This window comes from Pseudomonas sp. NPDC089422 (assembly GCF_044749405.1).
In the GTDB taxonomy this organism is placed as follows: domain Bacteria; phylum Pseudomonadota; class Gammaproteobacteria; order Pseudomonadales; family Pseudomonadaceae; genus Aquipseudomonas.
In genome coordinates this window covers 167,899-191,743 of the sequence record NZ_JBIVHW010000003.1, presented here as the reverse complement: position 1 = coordinate 191,743, position 23,845 = coordinate 167,899, and the positions used below count along the sequence as shown (strand labels likewise).

The window sequence follows — 23,845 nt, the reverse complement described above, 5'->3', positions numbered from 1 at the left end:
GCGGCTAAAGCCGCTCCTACAGGTGTAACGCTAATTCGTGCAGGAGCGGCTTTAGCCGCTCCTACAGGTGTAACGCTAATTCGTGCAGGAGCGGCTTTAGCCGCGATGAGGCCGGCAATGCCAATGAAAGGCTCTAGCCTTTAGCTGGCGCCACGGCCAACTCCACCCGCTCGCTCTTCTTGATCACCGCATACACCACTGCCGTCACCAGGCTCCCCGCCACAATCGCCAGCAGATACAACAGCGCATGGTTGATCGCATTGGGGATCAGCAACACGAACAACCCGCCATGCGGCGCCATCAGCTTGCAGCCGAAATACATCGACAACGCGCCGGTCAAGGCGCCACCGGCGATGCTCGCCGGGATCACCCGCAGCGGGTCCTTGGCCGCAAACGGGATCGCCCCTTCGGAGATGAAGCACAGCCCCAGCGCCAACGCCGCCTTGCCCGCCTCGCGCTCGCTCTGGGCGAACTTGCGCCGGGCGAGGAAGGTGGCGATGCCCAGGCCGATCGGCGGTACCATGCCAGCGGCCATGGTCGCTGCCATCGGCGCATAGCTGGAGGACGCCAGCAGCCCCACCGAGAAGGCATAGGCGGCCTTGTTGATCGGCCCGCCGAGGTCCACGCACATCATCCCGCCCAGCAGCAAGCCGAGCAGGATGGCGTTGGTGGTGCCCATGCTGTCGAGGAAGTGCGTCAGCCCTTCGAGCATCGCCGCCACCGGCTGACCGACCACGTAGATCATCACCAGGCCGGTGAACAGGCTGGCCAGCAGCGGGATGATCAGGATCGGCTTGAGCGCATCCAGGCTGCTTGGCAGGCGCGCCCAGCGGGCGATGGCCTTGGCGCTGTAGCCAGCGAGAAAGCCGGCGACGATGCCGCCGATGAAACCGGCACCCAGGGTGCTGGCCAGCAGGCCGCCGATCATGCCCGGCGCCAGGCCCGGGCGGTCAGCGATGGACCAGGCGATGTAACCGGCAAGCAGCGGCACCATCAGCTTGAACGCCGCCTCGCCGCCGATCTGCATCAGCGCGGCGGGCAAGGTGCCCGGCTCCTTGTAGGCTTCGATGCCGAACACGAACGACAGGGCGATCAGCAAGCCACCGGCCACCACCATCGGCAGCATGAACGAAACCCCGGTCAGCAAGTGCTTGTAGACGCCGGTTTTCTCAGCCTTGGCGGGTGCTGCCGATGCAGCATCCGCGGCACTTTCGACCTTGGCCTCGGCCAAGGCCTTGTCCAGGGTCGCACGCGCCTGCTTGAGGGCAATACCGGTGCCGCAACGGTAGATACGCTTGCCGGCAAAGCGTGCCGTCGGCACCTCGATGTCAGCGGCCAGCAGCACGACATCGGCATCGGCAATGGCCTGGGCCGACAGCGGGTTGCGCGCACCCACCGAACCCTGGGTCTCGACGGTGAGCTGGTAATCCAGCTGTTGCGCCGCCTGCTGCAAGGCTTCGGCCGCCATGAAGGTATGCGCCACGCCCGTCGGGCAGGCGGTGACCGCGACAATCCGTACAGCCGCCGAAGGCACCGCGCTGACCGGTTGGGCAGCCAGCACTTCGGCCTTGCCCGCCGCCTCGTCGAGGAAGCCCTCTCGGTCGGCCAGGGCCTGCGCCGGGGTACTCTGGTACAAGCGCTTGCCGGCGAAACGTGCGAGGTCCACTGGGCCGGTGGCGACCACCAGCACCCAATCGGCCTCGGCGATCTGTGCGGACGTCAGCTGGCGCTCTGGATGCTCGGCATCCTGTACTTCGACACTGGTGCTCCAGCCGCGGCGCTGGGCGGCAGCCGCCAGCAGGCGGGCACTGAGCACGCTGGAGACCTGCCCGTTGGGGCAAGCGGTGACAATGGCGATGTTCATCGGCAACCCTCTTGTTGTTCTGTCAGTTGCACGGCGGCCTCCAGCTGCGCGAGCTGCTCGCGGTCGCAGATGCCGAAGCCGACCTGGGTCACGGCCTGAGCGGCGATGGCTGTGGCGCGGCGCAAGGTCTGCCGGGGGCATTCCGCCGCCAGCAGGCCGTGGACCATGCCGGCGACCAGCGAATCACCGGCGCCTACGGTACTGGCAATGCGCACCTGGGGCGGGCGCGCCTGCAGCGCCAGGCCGGCGGCAAACCAGCTGACGCCCTGCTCGCCCGCCGAAACCACCACATGCTCGACACCACTGGCCAGCAGTTGCCCGGCAGCGGCGCGCTGCTCGGCGGCAGTCTGCACGGCCAGGCCCAGCACTTCGCCCAGTTCCTCGGTATTGGGCTTGACCAGCCAGGGGGCACTCTGCAGGCCGGCACGCAACGCGTCGCCACTGCTGTCGAGGGCCACCTTGAGCCCTTGTGCCTGCAACTGCTCGAGCAGTTGGCGGAACCATTCGGGGCTGATTCCACGTGGCAGGCTGCCCGCGACCACCACCGCGTCGTGCCCGGGCGCCACTTGCTGCAGACGGTGCAACAGCTCGGCGCGGGCGGCTTCGTCGACCTCAGGCCCCTGGCCATTGATGTCGGTGACCCGACCATCGGCCTCGACCAGCTTGAGGTTGCTGCGGGTTTCACCGGCCACCCGCACGAAGCAGTCGGCAAACCCGCGCCGGGCGATCAACGCCTCGAAGGGTTGCGGGTTGTCGCGGCCCAGAAAGCCCCCGACAGTGACGCTGTGGCCCAGGTCGGCCAGCACCTGGGCCACATTCAGGCCTTTGCCCGCAGCGTGGCTTTGCTGGGCCTGGGCACGGTTGACGTGGCCTGGGCGCAAGGCGTCGAGGCTGACGGTGATGTCCAGCGCCGGGTTCAGGGTCAGGGTGAGGATCTTGGCCATCAGTAACGCTCCACCAGCGCGCGAACCGCCGCGGCGCTGTCCTGTTGCAAGGCCTCGCGCGCCAGGGCGCGGGCCGTTTGGTGATCAGCCTGGCGCACCAGGGCTTTGACTTCGGCAATGCTGCGGGCGGCCACGCTCAGCTCGTCCACATCCAGCCCCAGCAGCACGGCCACCGCCTGCGGGTCGGCGGCCAGCTCGCCGCACACGCCCACCCACTTGCCCTCGGCGTGGGCCGCGCGCACGGTCATGTCGATCAGGCTCAGCACCGCCGGGTGCAAGCCGTCGGCCTGGGCAGACAGGCTCGGGTGACCGCGGTCGATGGCCAGGGTGTACTGGGTCAGGTCGTTGGTGCCGATGCTGAAGAAGTCCACTTCGCGGGCCAGCTGCGGCGCCAGCAAGGCGGCGGACGGCACCTCGACCATGATCCCGACCTGCAGGTCGGCGACCGGGATTTCCAGGCGCAGGCGCTCGACCATGGCTCGCGCCTCACGCCATTCGTGAATTTGCCCGACCATGGGGAACATGATGCGCAGGGGCCGCTGATCGGCGGCGCGCAGCAAGGCGCGCAGCTGGTCTTCCATGATCTGCGGGCGCTGCAGGGTCAGGCGCACGCCACGCACGCCGAGGAACGGGTTTTCTTCGGCGGCGATCGGCCAGTACGGCAACGGCTTGTCGCCCCCCACATCGAGGGTACGCACCACCAGCGGCCGGCCGCCGAGGCCGTCGAGCACACGGCGGTATTCGGCTTCCTGGGTCACTACATCGGGTGCCTGCGAGTGGGCCATGAAAATCAGTTCGGTGCGCAGCAGGCCAACGCCTTCGGCGCCCTGCTCCACCACCTTGTCGATGCCGCTGCTCTCGCCGATATTGGCGAACACTTCGATGGCATGGCCATCGCGGGTCACTGCCGGTTCATGGCGCTGGGCCCAGGCGGCTTGCAGGCGTTGTTCGCGCAGGTCGCGCTCGGCCAGGGCCCGTTGCAGCTCGTCGGCGGGCGGTGCGACGCAGACCACGCCGCGCTGCCCATCGAGCAACAGCGGTGTGCCGGAAGCAAGCAGCAGGATCGCCGGGCCGGCACCGACCACCGCCGGAATGCCCAGGGCACGGGCGACGATCGCGCTGTGCGCAGTGGCACCGCCGTGGGCAGTGACAATGCCGGCGACACGGGCCGGGTCCAGGCGGGCGACATCGGATGGGCCGACCTCGCCCATCACCAGCACATAGGGTTGCTCAGGCTCGGCCTGAGCCTGCACGCCGCACAACTGGGCCAGCACCCGGCGGCCAATGTCGCGCAGGTCGGCAGCACGCTCGGCCAGCAGGGCATCGTGCAGCGCTTCCTGCTGGCGCGCCGCCGCTTCGATTACCGCCATCCAGGCCGCCGCCGCACTTTCGCCCTGGGCCAGGCGGGCGTCGACATCATCGCTCAGGGCCGGGTCGGCGAGCATTTCCTGGTGGGTGACGAAAATCTCGCCAATCGACTTGTCGCTGCGCTGCACCAGCGCCTGCAATTCGCCATTCACGGCATCCAGTGCGGCGCCCAGCTTCACGCGCTCCTGGGCGGGCGACTCGCCGCGCAGTGGATAATCGATATCGCGCTCGACGCAGACATGCGCCGGCCCGCTGGCAATCCCCGGCGATGCACTGACGCCCTGGATACGGCTGCCCGCGGCGGGTGCCTGGACTGCCACGGCGGTGCCGGCGGCGTCCGCGGTGGTGGTCTGAACCAGCGGCTCGACCTCTTCACCCAGGCCTTGCTGGATGGCGGCCAGCAGCACAGGCAAGGCATCGCCGGCAATCGACGGTTCAGCGCTCAACTCAAGTTCCTGGCCACGGCGGGCGCCGAGGCTGAGCAACTTGCTCAGGCTCTTGATCGACACCGCTGGCTGCGCGCTGTCGAGCACCCGCACACGGATTTCGCCCTCGAAGCCCTTGGCCAGCTGCGCCAGGACCTTGGCCGGACGGGCATGCAGCCCATGCGGGTTGGCCAGCACGATCCGCGCACTGGGCCAGTCAAGCGGTGCCTCTCCGCCCAGCACTTCCAGCACTGCGCGGCTGCTGGTGGCCTGGTAGAGCGTTTGCCCACGGCCTTCGATCAGAACTTCGCACAGGCGTTCGAGCAGCGCCTGGTGGGCCGCGCCGAGGCTGGCCAGGCAGAACAGGCCATTGAGCGGCTGGTCGCGATAACGCAGGGGCTGCTGCGGGGTGATGAAGGCAAGGCCGGGTTGGCGCACCTGGCGCTCGCTGTGCAGCCACCACAGGCCCTCGCCCAGTGGCAGGGGGTCGGCCTGTTGCAGCACGGCAGCGAAGCCGCTGTCGACACAACCGGCGCGCTGCAGCAGGCGGGCACCCCGCCAGGCCAGCTCATCGAAATCTTCAGCCGGCAGGTTCAGGCCGACCAGCTGCGCGTCCAGCGCCAGTTCCTGCGGCGCACCTTGCAGCAGCTTGAGCAATGCCTCGGCAGAGCCGGCCCGGCGCAATGCCTCGGCCAGGTCGGTTTCACCGAGGGCGCGGGTCAGCAGTTGCAGCAGACGCAGGTGTTCATCGGAACGGGCGGCGATGCCGATGGCCAGGTAGACGATCTGGCCCTCGCCCCAGTCCACGCCGTCGGGGAACTGCAGCAGGCGCACGCCCGTGGCGAACACCAGCTCGCGGGTCTGCGGGGTGCCATGTGGAATGGCGATGCCCTGGCCAAGGAACGTCGAACCTTGCGTTTCACGCGCCTGCAGGCCCTCAAGATAACCTTCGGCAACCAGGCCGTCGGCCACCAGCTGATCCGCCAGCAGGCGCAACGCCCCGGCCTTGTCGGCGGCCTTCTGGCCCATGGCTATCTGCTCTTTGGCGAGCTCGAGCATGACCTTCTCCTTTTGCAGCCCCAGCTTGGTTTTGATGCCGGGTACTGAGGTATTGTTGTGATATTCACAGAATCAGCCAGTTCGACAGCCGTGCATGCATGGCTGTCGAGGCAGAAAAATTAATAGCTGAAACGTTTAATCTGACCAAGCGGCCACGTTACTCGATAATCTTCCGAGGAAAAAGCCCCATCCTGTCGGACAATTGCGACAATGGTCGCCTGCGCGTGGCGGCCAACCCGGGTCAAACTATCCGGTTCTGGTTCCGTAGCCAGTCCCGGTAATAACAAGGAAAATTCGGTGAAACTCAGCGATATCGCCCGTCTGGCCGGTGTGTCAGTGACCACTGCCAGTTATGTCATCAATGGCAAGGCCGAACAGCAGCGCATCAGCAACAGCACTGTCGAGCGGGTGCGCGCGGTGGTCGAGGCCCATGGCTTCACCCCCAATCCGCAAGCGGCTGGCCTGCGCAGCCGGCATACCCGTACCTTGGGCTTCATTCTCCCGGATCTGGAGAACCCCAGCTATGCCCGCATTGCCAAGCAGCTCGAGCAAGGCGCCCGCGCTCGTGGCTACCAGCTGCTGATCGCCAGCAGCGATGACCAGCCCGACAGTGAGCGCCAGCTGCAGCAGCTGTTCCGCGCCCGCCGTTGCGATGCCCTGTTCGTCGCCAGCTGCCTGCCGCCGGAGGACGACAGCTACCGTGAGCTGCAGGACAAGGGCCTGCCGGTGATCGCCATCGACCGGCGCCTCGACCCGGCACACTTCTGCTCGGTGATCAGTGACGACCGCGATGCCAGCCGCCAGCTGGCCGACAGCCTGCTGGCCACCGCGCCGAAAAGCATCGCGCTGATCGGTGCCCGCCCGGAACTGTCGGTCAGCCAGGCCCGCGCCGGTGGTTTCGACGAAGCCATGCAAGGTTTCGGCGGCGTGGTCCGCCGCTATCAGGGCGAAGGCTTCAGCCGTGAATGCGGGCAACGCCTGATGCAGCAGCTGATCGACGAACAAGGCGGCTTGCCGGATGCCCTGGTGACCACCTCCTACGTGCTGTTGCAGGGGGTATTCGATACTTTGCAGGCGCGCCCGGCCGATTCGCGCCAGCTGCACCTGGGTACCTTCGGTGACAACCAGTTGCTCGACTTCCTGCCACTGCCGGTCAACGCCATGGCCCAGCAACACGGCCTGATCGCCGCCACCGCGCTGGAACTGGCCTTGGCCGCCATCGAGGAGAAGCGCTACGAGCCAGGCGTGCACGCCATTGGCCGGACCTTCAAGCAGCGCATCACCGCGGCCTGACCATGCGCCTGATCGACACCCACACCCACCTGGACTTCCCCGACTTCGACGCCGACCGCCCGCGCCTGCTGGCCAACGCAGCGGCGCGTGGGGTGGAGCGCATGGTGGTGCTGGGGGTGTACCAGGCGAATTTCCAGCGGGTGTGGGACCTGGCCTGCGCTGAAGGCAACGTGCATGCGGCGCTGGGGCTGCACCCGGTCTATCTGGAGCAGCATCGGCCGGAGCACCTGGCGCAACTGCGCGAATGGCTGGAGCGCCTGCATGGCGACCCACGGCTGTGCGCGGTCGGCGAGTTCGGCCTGGACTACTACCTCGAAGCGCTGGACAAGGCACGCCAGCAGGCGCTGTTCGAAGCCCAGCTGCAGATGGCCTGTGACTTCGAACTGCCTGCCCTGTTGCACGTGCGTCGCAGCCACGCCCAGGTGATTGCCACGCTCAAGCGCTACAAGCCGCTACGGGCGGGGGTGATCCATGCCTTTGCCGGCAGTTACGAAGAGGCGCGCGAGTACATCAAGCTCGGCTTCCGGCTCGGCCTGGGCGGTGCAGCGACCTGGCCGCAGGCGTTGCGCCTGCGCAAGACCCTGCCGCGCCTGCCGCTGGAAAGCATCGTGCTGGAGACCGATTCGCCAGACATGGCCCCGGTGATGTTTGCCGGGCAGCGCAACAGCCCGGAGCATCTGCCGGAGATTGCCGCGGCGCTGGCCGAGGTGATGGGCATCGAGGCCGAGGTATTGGCTGAAGCCAGCAGCCGAAATGCCTGTGAGCTTTTCGGCTGGTAGTGCCGCCCTTAGACCCTGAACGCCCCGATCAAGCGCTTCAACTCCACCACCTGCGTCGACAGCACCCGGCTGGCATCCTCGGTCTGGCAGGCCCCATGGGTAGTGTCCTGCGCCGCCCGGTTGATCGCCACGATGTTGCGGTCGATATCATGGGCTACCGCCGTCTGCTGCTCGACTGCCGCAGCAATCTGCTGGTTCTGCTCGACGATGCCGCCCACCGCCCCCAGAATATTGCCCAGCGCCTGCTGCACCTGGCGCGCTTCATCGACAGTGCCCGCCGCCATCTGATGGCTGCTGCCCATCGCCCGCACCGCCTGCTCCACGCCGTCGCGCAGGCGCTGGATCATCTGTGCGATCTGCGCGGTGGAGTCCTGGGTACGCCGGGCCAGGGTACGCACTTCATCGGCCACCACGGCAAACCCTCGTCCCTGCTCACCGGCCCGCGCCGCTTCGATGGCCGCATTCAACGCCAGCAGGTTGGTCTGCTCGGCAATGCTGCGAATCACCTCCAGCACCTGGCCAATGGCCTGGCTGTCATCGGCCAGCCGATTGATCGCCAGCACGGTCTGGTCGATTTCCTCGGCGAGGCGACCGATGCTGTGTTGCTGGCTGGCCACCAGGGTACGGCCATTGGCACTTTCCAGGTTGACCTGCTGCGCGCCATTGGCCGCTAGCGCGGCACTGCGCGCCACCTCCTGCGCGGTGGCGCTCATCTGGTTCATCGCCGTGGCAACCTGCTCGATCTGTTCGCGCTGGCCACTGACCGCCTGATTGCTCCGCGCCGACACGGCCAGCACCTGCCCGGCCTGCTCTTCGACGGCCACCACGGTACGCCCGACCTGGTCGATCAGGCTGCGGATCCGGCGCACGGTTTCGCTGAAACCCTGGCCCAACTCACCCAATTCATCACGGCTATGGGCCTGGAAGCTGACCGTCATGTCGCCCGCGGCCACTTTGTCCATGGCACCGCCCAGCCGGCGCAAGGTAGCTCGGGTCGAGACATAGAAGCCGCCATACAAGTACAGGATCAGCACGAAGACACCGGCCAGCAGCGCGCCCAGGGCGAGCATGCGCAGGCGCTGCTCGGCCAGGCGCTCCTGCAACTGCCCCTGCAGGTGCGCGAGCACAGCGTCGTTGAAGCGATAGGTCTGCGCCATCAGTTCGCTGACCTGCTGATAGAACGCCGGCCAAGGGGTATCGAGCGTTTCCGCCACCACCACCTGCTCCTCGAACAAAGACGCAGCCTGCCTGACCGTGGCCTGGCTGGTCGCTGCCGCGCCCGCCAGACGGGTCTTGGCGGCCCGGTCCGTGGCCAAGGCATCATCCAGCCGCAAGGCATAGTCGGCACCCAGGCGATCGAGGCGCTGCAGCAGGTCTTCGAAACGGGCACTGCCAGCAGAGTCGATGAACCCCCGCCCCAGTGCAACGGCGCCCATGGCACGGCCCTCGCCCAAGGCCTGGGTGACCTGCGCCGTGGCAACCCCAAGCAGTTCGCTCAACTGGCGAACCGAAGCCTGACTGTCCTGGCTCAGGCCGGACTGGCTGACCACCTGCTTGCCCAGTATCTGGGCCTGGGCCAGCAATTTGTCGAACAGTGCAACCTTGTTCTGCAGCGACGATTCTGCCCGGGCACTGGTAAAAGCGCTGGCCAACTCTTCGAGTTTGCCTTGTGGTACCGCTTCATCCCCTTGCAGCGTGTGCAACTGCGCCTGGACCTTGTCCTGCAACGCAGCGATACGCGCCTCCAGGTCCCCGGCCTGGCCCGACTGGCCGAGCACGGCATTGACCTGCAACAGGTTGCCCAGCGCCTCCAGGTCGGCGCGCAGGGTCAGGCTGTCCGTCAGCGGGGCAATGCCCTGCAACTCGGCGCGGGTGGCATGGAACTGCTGGTAGGCATCGCGCACCAGATAAAAGCTGGTGGCCAGCATGGGCAGGAAGAACAGGACGCTGATGAGGCTGAACTTCTGGCCGAAGCTCAGCCGATTCATCAATGCGATGGCCGGGTAGAGCAGACGCTTCACGGGGCACCTCCATGGATTCTTGTTGTTCTGCAGAGATAGCACTAGGCCACTTGTATAACGCAGATCGAATCGGAGGTTTGTAACTTAAGGTTAACCGCTGCCCGCTCCTACACCAGCACTGTCCACAGGGCGAATCCTGCATACCACAACACCGCACAGCGCAGCAGCAGCTCCCACAGGCTGTCCAGCCGCCCCAGCCCGCGCTGCGGGTCTTCTTCCTCGGGGATGTCATCGGCGATGCGCCCGACCCTGGCCACCAGGTGCCCGGCGCTGATGTGCCAGTTGAGCAGCTCGTGCAGCATCACCCGCGTCACCGCAACGAAATTGCCGACCAGCGCGAAGCTCAGGGCGAGCATACGCACCGGCAGCCAGTCCATGATATGCCGCAGCTGTTCGGCACGGGCCTTGAGCGCAGGCTGGCGGCTATGCTCGCCTGTCAGCGCCAGCAGGCGGTAGGCCAGCGCCGCGCCAGGGCCAAGCACGAAGTACCAGAAGATCACCGCGAAGAAGCTCTGGTAGGCCTGCCACAACAGGTAACCCTGCACACGCACCAGCAGGCTGTGTGGTTCGTCGGCCGCCAGGCCCAGGTCGCGTTCGGCCACATGCAGCGCGGCCTGCTCGTCGCCACGCCGCCACGCATCGCGGAATGGCCCGAGAGAAGCCTTGGCATCGCCGCGCCCCAGGCTGTAGATCAGCACCAGCAAGTGCACCGGCAGGGCCAGCAAACCATAGGCCACCGGGTCCAGCACGTGCAGCAGCAACACCAGTACCGCCACTGGCGCCAGCACCAGGATCGCCAGCGTCCACCAGGGATGCACCTTGCCGCTGCGTTCCAGGCGCACCAGTTCGCCCAGAAAGAAACCGTCCCGTTGAACCTGATGGCGCAGCGCAGAGAATTTCTCTACCCACAGCGCCAGTAACAGCACCAGAAAACTCATGCGTTGTCCTCGTTGTCCTTCACGGCCTTGCGGTAACGCGCCCAGTCGAAAGCCGGGCCGGGGTCAGTCTTGCGCACCGGGGCAATGTCGCTGTGGCCCTGGATGCGGTCGAGGTCGATCACCGGCCAGGCGGCCTGGATCTGCCGGGTCAGTTGCTTTAGCACGGCGTACTGGACATCGGTATAGGGCAGATCGTCGGTGCCTTCCAGCTCGATCCCGATGGAAAAGTCGTTACAGCCCTCGCGACCGTCGAAACTAGACACGCCGGCATGCCAGGCACGGTCGAGCAACGACACGAACTGGGTCACCGCTCCGTCACGCTCGACGAACAGGTGCGCCGAGACGGTCAGGTGGCTGATGCTGGCAAAGTAAGGGTGTTCGTCGGGGTCCAGGCGGTTCTGGAAGAACTGCTGCACCTTGCCGCTGCCGAAGCAGGCCGGCGGCAGGCTGATGTTGTGGATCACCAGCAGGGAAATCGCTTCACCCTCCGGGCGGGCGTTGAAGTTCGGCGAGGGGCAGTGGGTGATTCCGATTCCGTGGAACCAGCCAGTGGCACGGTCCAATTGCATGGGGCAGATCCTGAAAAACACCGGTACAGGGCTGCAGTATGCCCTGCGCGCAGGCCGCAGTGCATGTGAATGATTGCAATGCCGTTGGCTCAATGCACCTGTTGCTGACGCAGGCCTTCGAGCACGGTTTCCAGTGCCCGCTCGAACAGCAGACCATCATCCAGCAACCGCGCCTCGCCTCGGCGCAGGGCCTGCGCCAGGCCGACCGTGTTCCATTCGCGCACCTTCATCCCGGTGCGGTTGGCGAAGACCAGCCGGTCGCTGCTGTCGATGCGCGCCACCAGCTTGCAGCGCAGTGGCTCGTCGTCATCGAGCATTTCCACCCAGGTACCGATCCGCAGGCGCTGCACCAGGCGCAGCTCTGGCGCTTGCTCATCGAGTTGAAGCAGCGGTGCGCAGGCGGATTCGTCGGCCATGGCCAGCACGATGTCCTCGGCCACCAGGACTTCAGCCAGCTCATCGCTGCCAGCTGGCTGTTCGGCCCCCGCACACGCACGCAAGTGCAGCTGCTCCAGCTGCAGGAAGAACTCGCGGGTGGCCGCCGAGTCCAGCGCCACGCTGGCCAGGCCGTCACGCAGGGCCTTGAGCAGGCCTGGCACCTGTTGCAGCAACACTTGCGGCTGTTGATGCGGGGCAATGCTGGCGAGCAAGGTATCCATGGTCGCCAGTGCCTGCTGCCAGGCTGGGGACGCTTCGCCCTGCTTGAGCCAGGCCAGCAGCAGCACCTGGCTCCAGGCCTGAACGAGCATGTGCACCACCACTCGCGGCAGCGCGCGACCACCTAGACGCTGGTTGAGCACCTGCTGCACCTGCTGGCGGGCTTGCAAGGCACGGGCGCGCCCTTCTTCGGCATCGCGTGTGCGCTGCTCCAGCAGCTCGTTGCGCCGTCGCTCGTCCAGGCTGAAGGCGAGGAAATCCTCCAGCACCTCGGCAAACAGCGTGGCATCTTCGGTGAAATCATTGAGCAGGCGCTGGACGATGCGCTCCACGCGCAGATGCAAACTGTCGCGCAGGCCTTCACTGCCGGTTTCCCAGCCGATCGCGGCAGCGGCAATCTCGTTGAGCAGCCGCCGCGCCGGGTGGCTGGCACGGCTGAACAGGCCTTTGTCCAGCAGCGCCACCTTGAGCAGCGGGATGTGCAGGCGAACGATCAGCGCGCGCAGGCTCAGCGGCAGGTTGTCGTCGGCGGCGATGCAGGCGAACAGCAGGCCGACCAGGTTGATCATGTCCTCGTCGGCGCAGGCGATACGCCGGCGGGTACCACTGCGCACGCTGACCCGCAGCAGCAGCTGTTCAAGTTGCTGGCCCAGGTCGAAGTCGTCATCGTCGATCGTGGCCGGCACGTAGTGCTGCAGGTGCGAAAGCAGGCGCAGCAGGTCGGCAGTGCTGATCGGCTGAGCGCTTGCGACGGCTTGCAGGCGCGGGGCTATACGGCCCCGGCACGGCGCCAACAGGCCTTCCAGCGAACGCATGAAGGCGTGCCCGGCGCTGTCTGCGCCCATGGCATCTGACTCAAGGTTGGCCGACACCCGTCGCGCGCTCAGGCGGCGGTCTTCGGCGCGCCGCCGCGGCGCCGGCTGCAGCTCAGGCATCACGCCCGCAGCGGCCAGCAACTGGTTGGCTTCAACGTAAAGCACGTCGATGTCACGCAGCACATAGCGCTCGAACAGCTTCAGCAGGATCAGCTTGACCCGCAGGCCCACACCCAGATTGCGCCCGGCATCGAGGAAGTAGCCACACAGCGCAGCAGGCCCGAACGGGTTCTGCTGCTCGTCGAAGCTGCGCGCGAGCAGGCATTGCAAGCGCTGGCCCAGTTGCTCGAGGGCGACGCCATCCCGCGACAGCACCCGCGCGACCATGCCGTCGACGGCGACGGTGCGCTCCATTTGTGCCTTGTTTTTTGCCCCCAGCTGGCCCAGCGGGTCGAACTGGCCAATCCGGGCGAAGGTGTCGTAGAAGATGTCGAGAAAGCCGCGCTCGATATGCTTGCGCTTCAGGCGCAGGTCACGCATGGCCTCGAAGTACAGGTTCTGGTCGAAGCGGTCGGCCGCCCGGTCGGCCATTTCGAACAGCGTGTCGTCGGCATTGTCGAACAAGGCCTGCAGGCCTAGGCGCAGCTGCAGGGCGGCTTTGTCACGCACTTGCAGGAGCAACACCGGAAGGCAAGGCAAGGGCGTGCGTGCGCCTCGATCGATGGCCGCCGCCAGGGGCACCACCTTGCCTTCTTTATGCATCCCGGACTCCTTGCTGGGTAATGTATTCGACAGGGCGAAAAATCGTCAAAGCTATGACGCCAAATGTTAGGCGCCATTATCGGTAAAAATACCGACAGCTGCCAGCACTCTTCACTGGCGGGCAAGTGACTCTGTTTACGGGCAAATGCTCATCTGACCCGACCAATGGTCACCTGCAAGGCAAGCTGTACACGGCCCAGTCCCCCTGCCCTATAATCGCCGGCATCTAGCTTGTGGAGCCGACCATGCCGAACCTACGCCTTGCCGACCTGACCGCCGAGATCGAAGCCAATGTGCGCCGCGCACTGCTGGAGGACATCGGCAGCGGCGACATCACCGCGCAGCTGATCCCGGCCGAGCGCCTGGCCAAGGCCACCATCATCACCCGCGAAGACTGCGTGATTGCCGGCACCGCCTGGGTCGATGCCGTGTTCCGTCAGCTCGACCCACGCGTGGCCGTGCACTGGCAGGTGGCCGATGGCGAGCGCGCCACCGCCAACCAGCCGCTGTTCCACCTCGAAGGCCCGGCGCGTTCGCTGCTCAGCGGTGAGCGCAGCGCACTCAACTTCCTGCAGATGCTGTCAGGTGTGGCCACCCGTGCGCGCTTCCTCGCCGACCTGGTCGAAGGCACCCAGGTGCAGCTGCTCGACACCCGCAAGACCCTGCCAGGCCTGCGCCTGGCGCAGAAGTACGCCGTCACCTGCGGCGGCTGCCACAACCACCGTATCGGTCTGTATGACGCCTTCCTGATCAAGGAGAACCACATCGCCGCCAGCGGTGGCGTGGCCGAGGCCGTGGCGGCGGCGCACCGCATCGCCCCGGGCAAGCCGGTGGAAATCGAAGTGGAAAGCCTGGATGAGCTGCGCCAGGCTTTGAATGCTGGCGCCGACATCATCATGCTCGACGAGCTGAGCCTGGATGACATGCGCGAAGCAGTGCGTATCACCGCTGGCAAGGCCAAGCTGGAAGCCAGTGGCGGGGTCAACGAAACCACCCTGCGGGTGATTGCCGAGACCGGCGTCGACTACATCTCGATTGGCGCCATGACCAAGGATGTAAAGGCGGTGGACCTGTCGATGCGCCTGAGCCTGTGAACAAATCGCAGGCATGAAAAAACCGGCCAGATGGCCGGTTTTTTTGTGGGGGCGCTTTGCGCCCCCGGCGATATCAGCTTAGAACGAGGCGTTGGCCAGGCCGTCCAGGTAACGCTCGACGTCCAGTGCTGCCATGCAGCCGGCGCCGGCCGAGGTGATGGCCTGACGGTAAACGTGGTCAGCCACGTCGCCGGCAGCGAACACACCTTCGACGTTGGTGGCGGTAGCGTTGCCTTCACGGCCGCCGTTGACCACCAGGTAGCCGTCCTTGAGGGTCAGCTGGCCTTCGAACAGCGAGGTGTTCGGGGTGTGGCCGATGGCGATGAACACGCCGTCGACCTTGATTTCGTCGCTGCTGCCGTCGTTGTTCTTCAGGCGCGCACCGGTCACGCCCATGGTGTCACCCAGCACTTCGTCCAGGTTGGCGTTGAGCTTGAGCTCGATCTTGCCTTCGGCGACACGGGCGTTGAGCTTGTCGACCAGGATCTTCTCGGCGCGGAAGGTTTCGCGGCGATGCACCAGGGTCACCTTGCTGGCGATGTTGGCCAGGTACAGCGCTTCTTCCACGGCAGTGTTGCCGCCGCCGACCACGGCGACCGGCTTGTTGCGGTAGAAGAAGCCGTCGCAGGTGGCACAGGCCGAAACACCCTTGCCCATGAATGCTTCTTCCGACGGCAGGCCCAGGTAGCGGGCGCTGGCGCCGGTGGCGATGATCAGTGCGTCGCAGGTGTACTTGCCGCTGTCACCCTGCAGGGTGAACGGCTTGTTGGCCAGGTCGACGGCATTGATGTGGTCGAAGACGATTTCGGTCTCGAAACGCTCGGCGTGCTCCTGCATGCGCTGCATCAGGGCCGGACCGGTCAGGCCGTGGGGGTCGCCCGGCCAGTTGTCGACTTCGGTGGTGGTGGTCAGCTGGCCACCCGCCTGCATGCCGGTGATCAGCAGTGGCTTGAGGTTGGCGCGGGCGGCGTAGACCGCGGCGCTGTAACCGGCAGGGCCGGAACCAAGGATGATGACGCGCGAATGACGTACTTCAGACATGTCGAACTCCTGTCGAGCGGGCCGCAGGGGCCGCCAGCTGGAAATTAAAAAGGACCCACGCAGCACTTGGGGAAGGCTACAACGCGCAGGTCCAGAAAGCGGAAAGTTGAGCGCACTGTAGCGAGGTGGCAGAGATTAAGGAAATATCCTTCGACAATCCACCTCATAGGCATCCTCTATCTGCGAATTTCACCTGGGCTAACGCCCCTGGCACATTTGTTACAGCCGGTTTCTTCATGTCCGCCTGCCTTTCGTCGGCGCGGCAAACTCGGTAAGGTCAGCGCGTTTTCCCTTCTCTGCGGAGTGTCCCGATGCAAGCCCCTGTCCTCTCCGGCCCCCAGTACCTGCGCGAAGGCCTGAAACTGGTGCTGAGCCCCAACCTGCGGATGTTCGTGCTGCTGCCGCTGGCGATCAACCTGCTGCTGTTCGGCGGCCTGATCTACTTCGCCGGCCACGAGTTCAGCCTGTGGCTCGACGCCCTGATGCCGACCCTGCCCAGCTGGCTGAGCTTTCTTTCCTACATTCTCTGGCCACTGTTCGTCGCCTTGCTGGTGCTGATGGTGTTTTTCACCTTCACCCTGGTGGCCAACGTCATCGCCGCGCCGTTCAATGGCTTTCTCGCGGAAAAGGTCGAAGTGGTCGTGCGCGGCCAGGACCCGTTCCCGGCGTTCAGCTGGGGTGAGCTGGTGGCCATGGTGCCACGCACCTTCGGCCGCGAGATGCGCAAGCTCGGCTACTTCCTGCCGCGGGCCATCGGCCTGTTCATCCTGTCGCTGATCCCGGTGGTCAACGTGGTGGCCGCGCCGCTGTGGCTGATCTTTGGTGTGTGGATGATGGCCATCCAGTACATCGACTACCCGGCGGACAACAACAAGATGAGCTGGCAGGACATGCTGGCCTGGCTGCGGCAAAAGCGCTGGCAGTCGATGGGGTTTGGCGGGATTACCTACCTGGCCTTGCTCATTCCGGGCGTGAACGTGCTGATGATGCCAGCGGCGGTGGCGGGGGCTACGTTGTTCTGGGTAAGGGAGCGAAACTGATTGGGCGAGGGGCTGCTGGGCAGCCCCTTTCTCAGCGTGCTCTATTAAAAATCGGAGAAACTGTAGGGTTTTAGAGGTGACAACTGGGAGAGCAATATCAAATGCTCCACTGCATTTACCTTTTGTAGATTTTCAAGTTTGCTTAGCCCACCAAACGCTAGCGCCGGAACAAAACCGTACATCTCATCACACCCAAGGACACCTAAACTTTTCTTTGCAGGCTCGAAGAAATCTCCAAAATCATTGGACTCCCGCTCCATCAAAAGAAAGAAACCCTCCACCTCCCTATCCATATCCTCTGCATCAAACTCATCAACAGTACCGCAATAGCTTGAAGTAAAGGCTGTGATTTTTAGTGAGAACCCGGAATTTTCACCGTACAAATAGAGGTCGCCAAAAGCGCCGCGGGCAATGATGTGATATGTATCTCGTCCTTCTAGCGCAGTGCCCTCAATGAATGAGGCAGCCACGCCCTCGTAGTCTTGAGGATTGACTGTCCAAAAAATCCCATCACCATATCCGCACCAGCCGTGCTCGGCCCAATACTCCAACATCTTTCTAGGCAACTTACCTCTGTAGCGCTCTATGCTAGAGGGAGGTACCTCTTGCCTGAATATAGGCTCGCCCATTTCCTCTATGAAAAGTGAGTAAACTTCGTCCATGTTCGCGCCCCTTAGCTTGTTAGCACTTATGCAATTTAACATTCAAAAAACCTGAGACACCACCCTCTTTAGATTGCTTTTCGACTGATTGTATTAGCTCACCCACCCTGCTTTTCCACTGGGGACCGATAGTGGAGTTTACTTGCCTATCACCAAAGTCAGAAATATAACACCCCTACCACCGGCGATTAAATCTGGATTGTGCAGCGCTGCAAGCGAGGACATTGTTTCTTTCGCCTGTCTTGCTGAGAGTTTTTTCGCCTCAACTGGGCTCATATCCTTAGACAGTTCGCCATAAGCTCTTTTTCTCAAATCATCATAAAACTTCCTTCTTGCGTTTTTCGCAACCTTCGGATCGCGCGCTTTGGGATTGGCGACATTTTCCAGAAACTCTTCAACTGTGAGCCGGTTCAGTCCATCCTGCTGGCCTTTTAATTGCCGCTCAAACTCGCCATGCTTCGACGCCGGTAATTTGTCCGCCTTGAAACACGCCACCGTATGCAGCGGCATGCTACCGGGCTTGCCTTTGGTTGGATCCTTGTCTTTCCCCGCCGGCCGGTTCGGCTGCGCAGGCTGGGGCTCACCCACCGCCCCCTTGCGCCGCTCCGGCACCTGCAGGTCCGGCCGTTTCTTCAAAGCCTCCTCGTGCTTGAGCATCCACTGCCCAATCCGCGCGCCTTTCTTGCTGGCGCCCATCTCCTGGGCAAGCACACCCGCGTTGCCACCCCTGCGGGTGAGGTAGGACACCATGGCACCCAACAGCAGCATCACCACTTCCACATGCCCCGTGGCAATGAAATGCGCTGCCTGGTCAATAGCAAACGGGTTGTCCTGGCTGAACGCGTTCAGCCCTTCTTCACCCCGTGTGCCTTCCCAGGCGATGCCGATGCCGTCCAGGTAGTACTCGCCGATACGCGGCAGGCCGTCGACGAAGAACTCGGCGAGAGAGGCGATGCCCAGTGCGCCGAGAATCCAGCCGCTGACCTTGAAGCCGATGGCAGTGCCCGCGACGCCACCGGGAATGGCTCCGGCACCTCCCGCGAAAGCACCGATGCCGGCACCGAGCAGTCCGCCGGTGAGGGCGCTGCCGGCGACGATCATCGCCATCTGCTCGGCGACGCCGATCAGGTCGTTGAGGATGCTTTTGATGTCGAGGTCGGCGAAGCGCTGGCGCAGCAGGTCGCCGGCTACCCATTCCGCCTTGTGGAACGCGCGCCGGACGGTGTCCACGCGGCGCAGGTTGAGGGCCAGTGACGGCACCTGTTCGTTGAGGTAGGTACGGAAATGGGCGCCTCCCTGATAGCCCATTTCATCGGTGATGCGTGTTTCGATATCGCGCCAGGTGGGCACGATGTGCCAGAGCAGCATGTGGCGTCTCCCTGCCAGTTTTGTGCAGGGGAAATCACATCATGGAGCGGAATCGGAAGTTCCTGAGTCAGCTGTAGGAAATGTCTATTCCGTTACTGGTGGGGTCGAGGCTTTGAGAGACAACTGCACTCGCCAAATTTTCTGCAACAGAGACGTATTGCGATTGGACGAGCGGCATGGCCAGTTATCTTGAGGGCTCTGAGCGAAACGGCAACTTAACTAAAGTCAACTAACGAACCTACTAATCTATAGGTGTTAGTCATGGCCAATATCAACGGTAACGATGCCGCCAATACCCTGATAGGCACCACATCGGCAGACACCATCAATGGATTGGGCGGTAACGATACGCTGCAGGGGAATGCGGGAAATGACATCCTCGACGGCGGTACTGGCAATGACCGACTTATCGGTGGCCGTGGCAACGATGTGTACCGCTACGGTCGCGGCTATGGCAACGATGTCATTGACAATTCGGGCGGCGCCGCCAGCGATGTCGATCTCATTCAACTCACCAACCTGAATGCCAACCAGATTCGCCTCACGCGGGTTGGGTTTGATCTGGTGCTCAGCGTATTGACGACCGGCGAAACCCTCACTGTCAGCCAGTGCTTCCTGGATGCGGACCATGCCCTCGAAGGCATCGTCTTTGCCGACGGTACGCGCTGGGGCGTCGCAGACGCCTTGGCAAACCTCTATTACCTGCCTGTCACACCTACGGATGGCGCGGACATCATCAACGGCAACCCCACCGACGACACGCTGCTCGGGCTGGGTGGCAATGACCAGCTGTATGGCAATTACGGCAACGACACGCTGGACGGTGGCAGCGGCAACGATCTGATGGTGGGCGGGCAAGGCAATGACACCTACGAGGTCGATGCCGCTGGCGATCTTGTGGTGGAGGCAGCCGGTGGTGGCGACGACCTGGTGCGCGCCAGCATCAATTACACCCTGGGCAACAACGTTGAGCGCCTGACACTGACCGGTGATGCCAACCTCAATGGCTCGGGCAACGGGCTCGATAACACCTTGACGGGTAACAGCGGCGACAACCGCCTCGATGGCGGTGCAGGCAACGATGTACTGCTGGGTGGCGATGGCAATGATGTGCTGCTCGGCGGTGCGGGCAATGACCGCCTGAATGGCGATGGGGGCAATGATACGCTCGACGGCGGTGCCGGGAACGATACCCTTGCAGGCGGCGCCGGGGATGACATCTATATTGTCGATCAGGCTGGCGATACCGTCACGGAGGCGAATTCAGCAGGCAGCGACACGGTGCGCAGTTCGCTCAACTACACCCTTGGGGCCAATCTCGAGAATCTGGAACTTACCGGTAGCGCAAATCTCAACGGAACCGGGAACAGCCAAGACAATCTGCTCACAGGCAACAGCGGCAACAATCGCCTCGATGGAGGCACGGGCAACGACGTACTCGCTGGTCGCCGGGGCAACGATACCTATATCTATGGCCAGAATTACGGCAACGATCAGATCGACAACAGTGCCGGTGCCACAAGTGACGTCGATACCCTTCAACTGGTCGGCCTCAACAGCAACCAGGTGCGTTTCGTTCGCCTGTCAAGTGATTTGCAAATGCAAGTGCTTGCCACGGGCGCGACGCTGACCATCAAAGGCTTCTATCTGGGCAGCGACTTCGAGATAGACCAGGTTCGCTTCGATAATGGCGTGACCTGGAATAACGCAACGCTCAAAGCTGCGGTGGTTCCACCACCGAATGCTGCGCCCTCCTCGACCAATGATAACCAGACCACTCTGGAAGATACCGTTTTGCTACTGGGGGCGGGTGACTTCGGCAGCTACACCGACCCCGAGGCAGCGCCGCTGGCCAGCGTCAGAATCACCAGCCTGCCAGGTGCGGGCAGCCTGCAGTTCAAAAGTGGCAGCACCTGGATCGCGGTGGTGCAGGACCAGGTCATCAGCAAGGCCAACCTGGATGCGGGTAACTTGCGGTTCGTGCCGGCTGCCAATGACAACGGCAACGGGTACGCGAGTATTGGTTTCAAGGTGAGTGATGGCCTGGCGTTCTCGGCCAATGCCTACACCTTGCGTATTGATGTGACTGCAGTGAACGATGCGCCCACGGTTGCCAGCCCGATCGTTCTGCCCGATGGCACAGAAGATCAACCCTATCAACTGACTACTGCGCAATTACTGGGCACCGCCAATGACGTAGACAGCGGTGACAGCCTGAACGTGCAAAGCGTGAGCGTTGCAGAGGCCGACGGCACGGTGAGCGCCAATGCCGATGGTAGCTGGACCTTTACGCCGACGAAGGACCGCTTTGGCGTGGTGAATTTTGCCGTAGTGATCGCCGATCAGGCCGGAGCGACTGTCAGTACCAGCGCCAGCCTTAATCTGCTGGAAGTGCCAGATGGCCCAACGGCAGTGGCGACGGTAGTGGCGCTTGCCAGCGACAGTGGGGTGATTGGAGATTTCATCACCAACGTCGAGCTACAAACGATATCCGGTACGTTTACCGGAAGCCTGAACGATGGTGAACGAATCGAGGTGACAGCCAACGGCGGCGAGACCTGGGTTACCGCAGTGGTCGATGCGGGGGGGCATACCTGGAGTGCCGAAGGGGTTCACCTGTCCGTTGGACAGAATGAACTGATCGTAAGGACGATCAATGCGCTAAGTGAAGTAAAACCAGGTATTGGGCACACCTACCAGTATGACTTCACGGCAGATAATGGCGGTGACCTGCGGCTGCTGCTGCCAGACAATCAAATCAATGGAGCAGAAAAGCACGCAGTTGGCTACAGCATTGAAGGCCTCGATACCGATGCGACGGCCGCTGTGGTGTTCCGCGACAGAAGCGGGCATCAGGTTGTGGGGGCTGGAGGCGTTGCGGACCTTTCAACATTAGATGATGGGCCGATCGGCGTGGTATTGACGGCAACCGATGTAGCCGGAAACGTAGCGACACGAGTCGTACAGGGCGCAGGGGGCGGTGTAACAACCCTGAGCTTTGACAATATTTCAGTTGGCAGCAACGTAACCACTCAATACAGCGGAGTCACATTTAGCGACGCGGTAGTAATAAGTTCCCAACCTGCCTTCCCCGCACATTCAGGTACGCAGCTGGCCTTGAGCGAGACTGGCTTTATTGAAATCTCTTTCAGCAGCTCCTTGAACGCGATAAATAATGTTAGCCTTTACGTAACAACCATGGCAGGTGGATCGGCACTGGCTTATAGTCCGGGGAACGCTCTTATTGCCAATACTTCTATTCCTCCAGGCAGCAACGTATTTATATCACTTACATCAAATATAGGTTCTATCGCCAAGGTAGTCATCGACGGTGGCTTTGACCTGACCTCCATCGACGATCTTACTTATGAGAGCATACCCGGCCCCGCTCTGGTACTGGACAGCTCAGCCGATCGCGATGAACCGTTGACGGTCCTGATCCCTGACACGTTGATCGGTGCTGCACAAAAAACAGCAGTCCCCTATACGATTACCGGGCTTGATGGCGATGCAGTCGCGACCGTCACCTTCAGCGACGGCACTCACTCGATTATCGGCAGCAATGGCATTGTTGATCTGTCCGGGCTGAATGATGGCCCTGTATCGGTCGTCATCACCGCCAACGATTCGTTCGGCAATTCAGCAACCGGTGTCGGCAGCCAACTCCAGCTGGACACACTGAGCCCTACGGCAGTTGCCACCGTTACGTTGCTGAGTGACGACACCGGGCTGGCGGGGGACTTCATTACCCACATTCGCAACCAGGCGGTCAATGGCAGCTACACGGACGTACTGCACGATGGCGAGAAAATCCAGGTGACTGCAGATGGCGGCAACACTTGGATCGACGCATCGGTGTTCCCCGAAACGCATGCGTGGTCGGCACTTGTCGACCTTGTCGATGGCGACAACAGACTCGACGTGCGGGCTATCGACATGGCCGGCAATATCCTTGCCGGGGTTGGTCATGCTTACACGCTGGATACAAGCGCTGATAGTGGACAGCTCGCCGATGTAACTTTCCCCGACCAGCAAATCAGTGGGGCTGAACAGGCGGCGGTTGCCTACGTGTTGTCGGGCGTGGATGAAGATGCCACTGCTGCCGTGAGCTTCCGCGATGGCGCAGGTCATCAGGCCGTGGGGGTAAATGGGGTGGTTGATTTGTCCGCATTCCAGGTCGGACCGGTCGCGGTAACACTTGCAATCGAGGATATTGCCGGCAACTCGCTGACTCGAGAAATAAGCGGTTTTGGAACGACGACCACTGCAAATTTCGACACTATCAGTGACGAAGTTGCAGTAACCAATCAATACCAGGCTCAGGGCCTAAGGTTCGAAGGCACGACTGCATCCAATGCTGCGATTCTGGGTTTCTCAGCACACTCAGGTACACAAGTGGCTTACGCCCCGTTTGGGCTGATGACTATAACTCTGTCTATAGCGGATGTAAGAACCGTCTCAGCTTATGTAACAGGCCCTGCTGATGTTGGAATTTTTGCCTATGACTCGAGTGCCAATCTCGTTGGACAATCGGTACTTTCTGCCAATGCCCCATCAAACACCTTGCTTTCAGTTACCTCCGCAGGTCTGCCGATTGCAAAAGTGCTGATACATGACGGCGGTGTTTCATTCGCCGTTGACGACCTGTCATTCACCGCCGGCACCGGGCTGACCATTGAGGCGGGGTCGAACGCCTTGGTTGCCACAACCACTGAGCATGATATCCATCAAATTATCGGCGACGATAATGACAACGTTCTGCTGAGCACCGAGGCCATCGATTCATTCACCGGAGGTGCGGGCAACGACACCTTCCAGTTTGCGCAACTTCCAGGGTTGACACCCGACCAGATCACCGACTTCACCCAAGGCAGCGACACACTGGCCCTCACTGCCGGTATCTTCGACCTGCACGGCCAAGCCATCGGTGACACATTGGCCAATGTCACGGGCCCAGGGCATGAGGCCGCAGGAGCCCAACTGGTATTCAACCAGGAGGATCACACGCTCTACTACGATGCTGACGGTGTCGCCAACAACAACTCGGTAGCGCTTGTAACGCTGGCTGGCGTGAACAGCTTGGCGCCTGGAGATCTAACGTTGATCAGTTGAATACGAGAAATCGGGCCGCCAGGCGGCCCGTGCT

14 protein-coding genes and 2 pseudogenes are annotated in these 23,845 nt (G+C 62.9%); 5 read left to right on the top strand and 11 right to left on the bottom strand.

Annotation, left to right across the window (positions count from 1 at the left end; translation table 11 throughout):
* Positions 1–133 precede the first annotated feature (133 nt).
* The 3 genes from ACIPZ8_RS07055 to ptsP are packed head-to-tail and all read right to left on the bottom strand — an operon-like array spanning position 134 to position 5,660.
* A complete protein-coding gene (locus ACIPZ8_RS07055) occupies positions 134–1,864 on the bottom strand; it encodes a PTS fructose-like transporter subunit IIB (RefSeq protein WP_400720881.1) in 1,731 nt (576 codons plus the stop codon).
* On the bottom strand, positions 1,861–2,808 hold the full coding sequence (pfkB, locus tag ACIPZ8_RS07050) for a 1-phosphofructokinase (protein WP_400720878.1): 948 nt from the start codon (positions 2,806–2,808) through the stop codon (positions 1,861–1,863). The genes ACIPZ8_RS07055 and pfkB overlap by 4 nt, the downstream gene beginning before the upstream one ends.
* Positions 2,808–5,660: a phosphoenolpyruvate--protein phosphotransferase gene (gene ptsP / locus ACIPZ8_RS07045; protein WP_400720875.1), complete on the bottom strand. Its 2,853-nt coding sequence runs from the start codon at positions 5,658–5,660 to the stop codon at positions 2,808–2,810. Before ptsP ends, pfkB begins: the two co-directional genes overlap by 1 nt.
* A gap of 297 nt (positions 5,661–5,957) precedes the next feature.
* Between ptsP and cra the strand changes: the two genes are divergently transcribed.
* The gene (gene cra, locus ACIPZ8_RS07040) at positions 5,958–6,953 is read left to right on the top strand and encodes a catabolite repressor/activator (protein WP_400720872.1); all 996 of its coding nucleotides are present in this window, start codon (positions 5,958–5,960) and stop codon (positions 6,951–6,953) included.
* A 2-nt stretch (positions 6,954–6,955) separates the two neighbouring features.
* Positions 6,956–7,732, top strand: a complete 777-nt coding sequence (locus ACIPZ8_RS07035; protein WP_400720869.1) for a TatD family hydrolase — start codon at positions 6,956–6,958, stop codon at positions 7,730–7,732.
* Between the two features lie 8 nt (positions 7,733–7,740).
* Here ACIPZ8_RS07035 and ACIPZ8_RS07030 read toward each other — a convergent pair whose 3' ends face one another.
* The 5 genes and pseudogenes from ACIPZ8_RS07030 to ACIPZ8_RS07010 form a co-directional block, all read right to left on the bottom strand.
* On the bottom strand, positions 7,741–8,445 hold the full coding sequence (locus tag ACIPZ8_RS07030) for a methyl-accepting chemotaxis protein (RefSeq protein ID WP_400721551.1): 705 nt from the start codon (positions 8,443–8,445) through the stop codon (positions 7,741–7,743).
* Positions 8,446–8,598: 153 nt separating this feature from the next.
* Positions 8,599–8,802 (bottom strand): annotated as a pseudogene (locus ACIPZ8_RS07025) (HAMP domain-containing protein); the annotation flags it as partial.
* A 1,058-nt stretch (positions 8,803–9,860) separates the two neighbouring features.
* Positions 9,861–10,691, bottom strand: coding sequence for a regulatory signaling modulator protein AmpE (gene ampE / locus ACIPZ8_RS07020; protein ID WP_400720867.1), 831 nt, complete (start codon positions 10,689–10,691; stop codon positions 9,861–9,863).
* On the bottom strand, positions 10,688–11,260 hold the full coding sequence (gene ampD, locus ACIPZ8_RS07015) for a 1,6-anhydro-N-acetylmuramyl-L-alanine amidase AmpD (RefSeq protein ID WP_400720864.1): 573 nt from the start codon (positions 11,258–11,260) through the stop codon (positions 10,688–10,690). The genes ampE and ampD overlap by 4 nt, the downstream gene beginning before the upstream one ends.
* Before the next feature lie 89 nt (positions 11,261–11,349).
* Entirely contained in the window at positions 11,350–13,494 is a 2,145-nt protein-coding gene (locus ACIPZ8_RS07010; RefSeq protein WP_400720861.1) for a DUF1631 domain-containing protein, read from the bottom strand.
* A 245-nt stretch (positions 13,495–13,739) separates the two neighbouring features.
* Here ACIPZ8_RS07010 and nadC point away from each other — a divergent pair, with 245 nt between their 5' ends.
* Positions 13,740–14,588 carry a carboxylating nicotinate-nucleotide diphosphorylase gene (nadC, locus tag ACIPZ8_RS07005; RefSeq protein WP_400720858.1) on the top strand — a complete coding sequence of 283 codons (849 nt, stop codon included), beginning with the start codon at positions 13,740–13,742 and terminating at the stop codon, positions 14,586–14,588.
* A 78-nt stretch (positions 14,589–14,666) separates the two neighbouring features.
* On the opposite strand, the gene trxB is transcribed toward nadC, so the two are convergent.
* Complete coding sequence (gene trxB, locus ACIPZ8_RS07000) at positions 14,667–15,629, bottom strand: thioredoxin-disulfide reductase (RefSeq protein ID WP_400720855.1); 963 nt, start codon at positions 15,627–15,629, stop codon at positions 14,667–14,669.
* 311 nt (positions 15,630–15,940) lie between these two features.
* Between trxB and cysZ the strand changes: the two genes are divergently transcribed.
* Complete coding sequence (gene cysZ, locus ACIPZ8_RS06995; protein WP_400720853.1) at positions 15,941–16,669, top strand: sulfate transporter CysZ; 729 nt, start codon at positions 15,941–15,943, stop codon at positions 16,667–16,669.
* A 44-nt stretch (positions 16,670–16,713) separates the two neighbouring features.
* On the opposite strand, the gene ACIPZ8_RS06990 is transcribed toward cysZ, so the two are convergent.
* Positions 16,714–17,331, bottom strand: a complete 618-nt coding sequence (locus ACIPZ8_RS06990) for a GAD-like domain-containing protein (protein ID WP_400720850.1) — start codon at positions 17,329–17,331, stop codon at positions 16,714–16,716.
* 19 nt (positions 17,332–17,350) lie between these two features.
* Positions 17,351–18,699 (bottom strand): annotated as a pseudogene (locus ACIPZ8_RS06985) (DUF6861 domain-containing protein).
* A gap of 261 nt (positions 18,700–18,960) precedes the next feature.
* Between ACIPZ8_RS06985 and ACIPZ8_RS06980 the strand changes: the two are divergent.
* A complete protein-coding gene (locus ACIPZ8_RS06980) occupies positions 18,961–23,811 on the top strand; it encodes a beta strand repeat-containing protein (RefSeq protein ID WP_400720847.1) in 4,851 nt (1,616 codons plus the stop codon).
* Positions 23,812–23,845 lie beyond the last annotated feature (34 nt).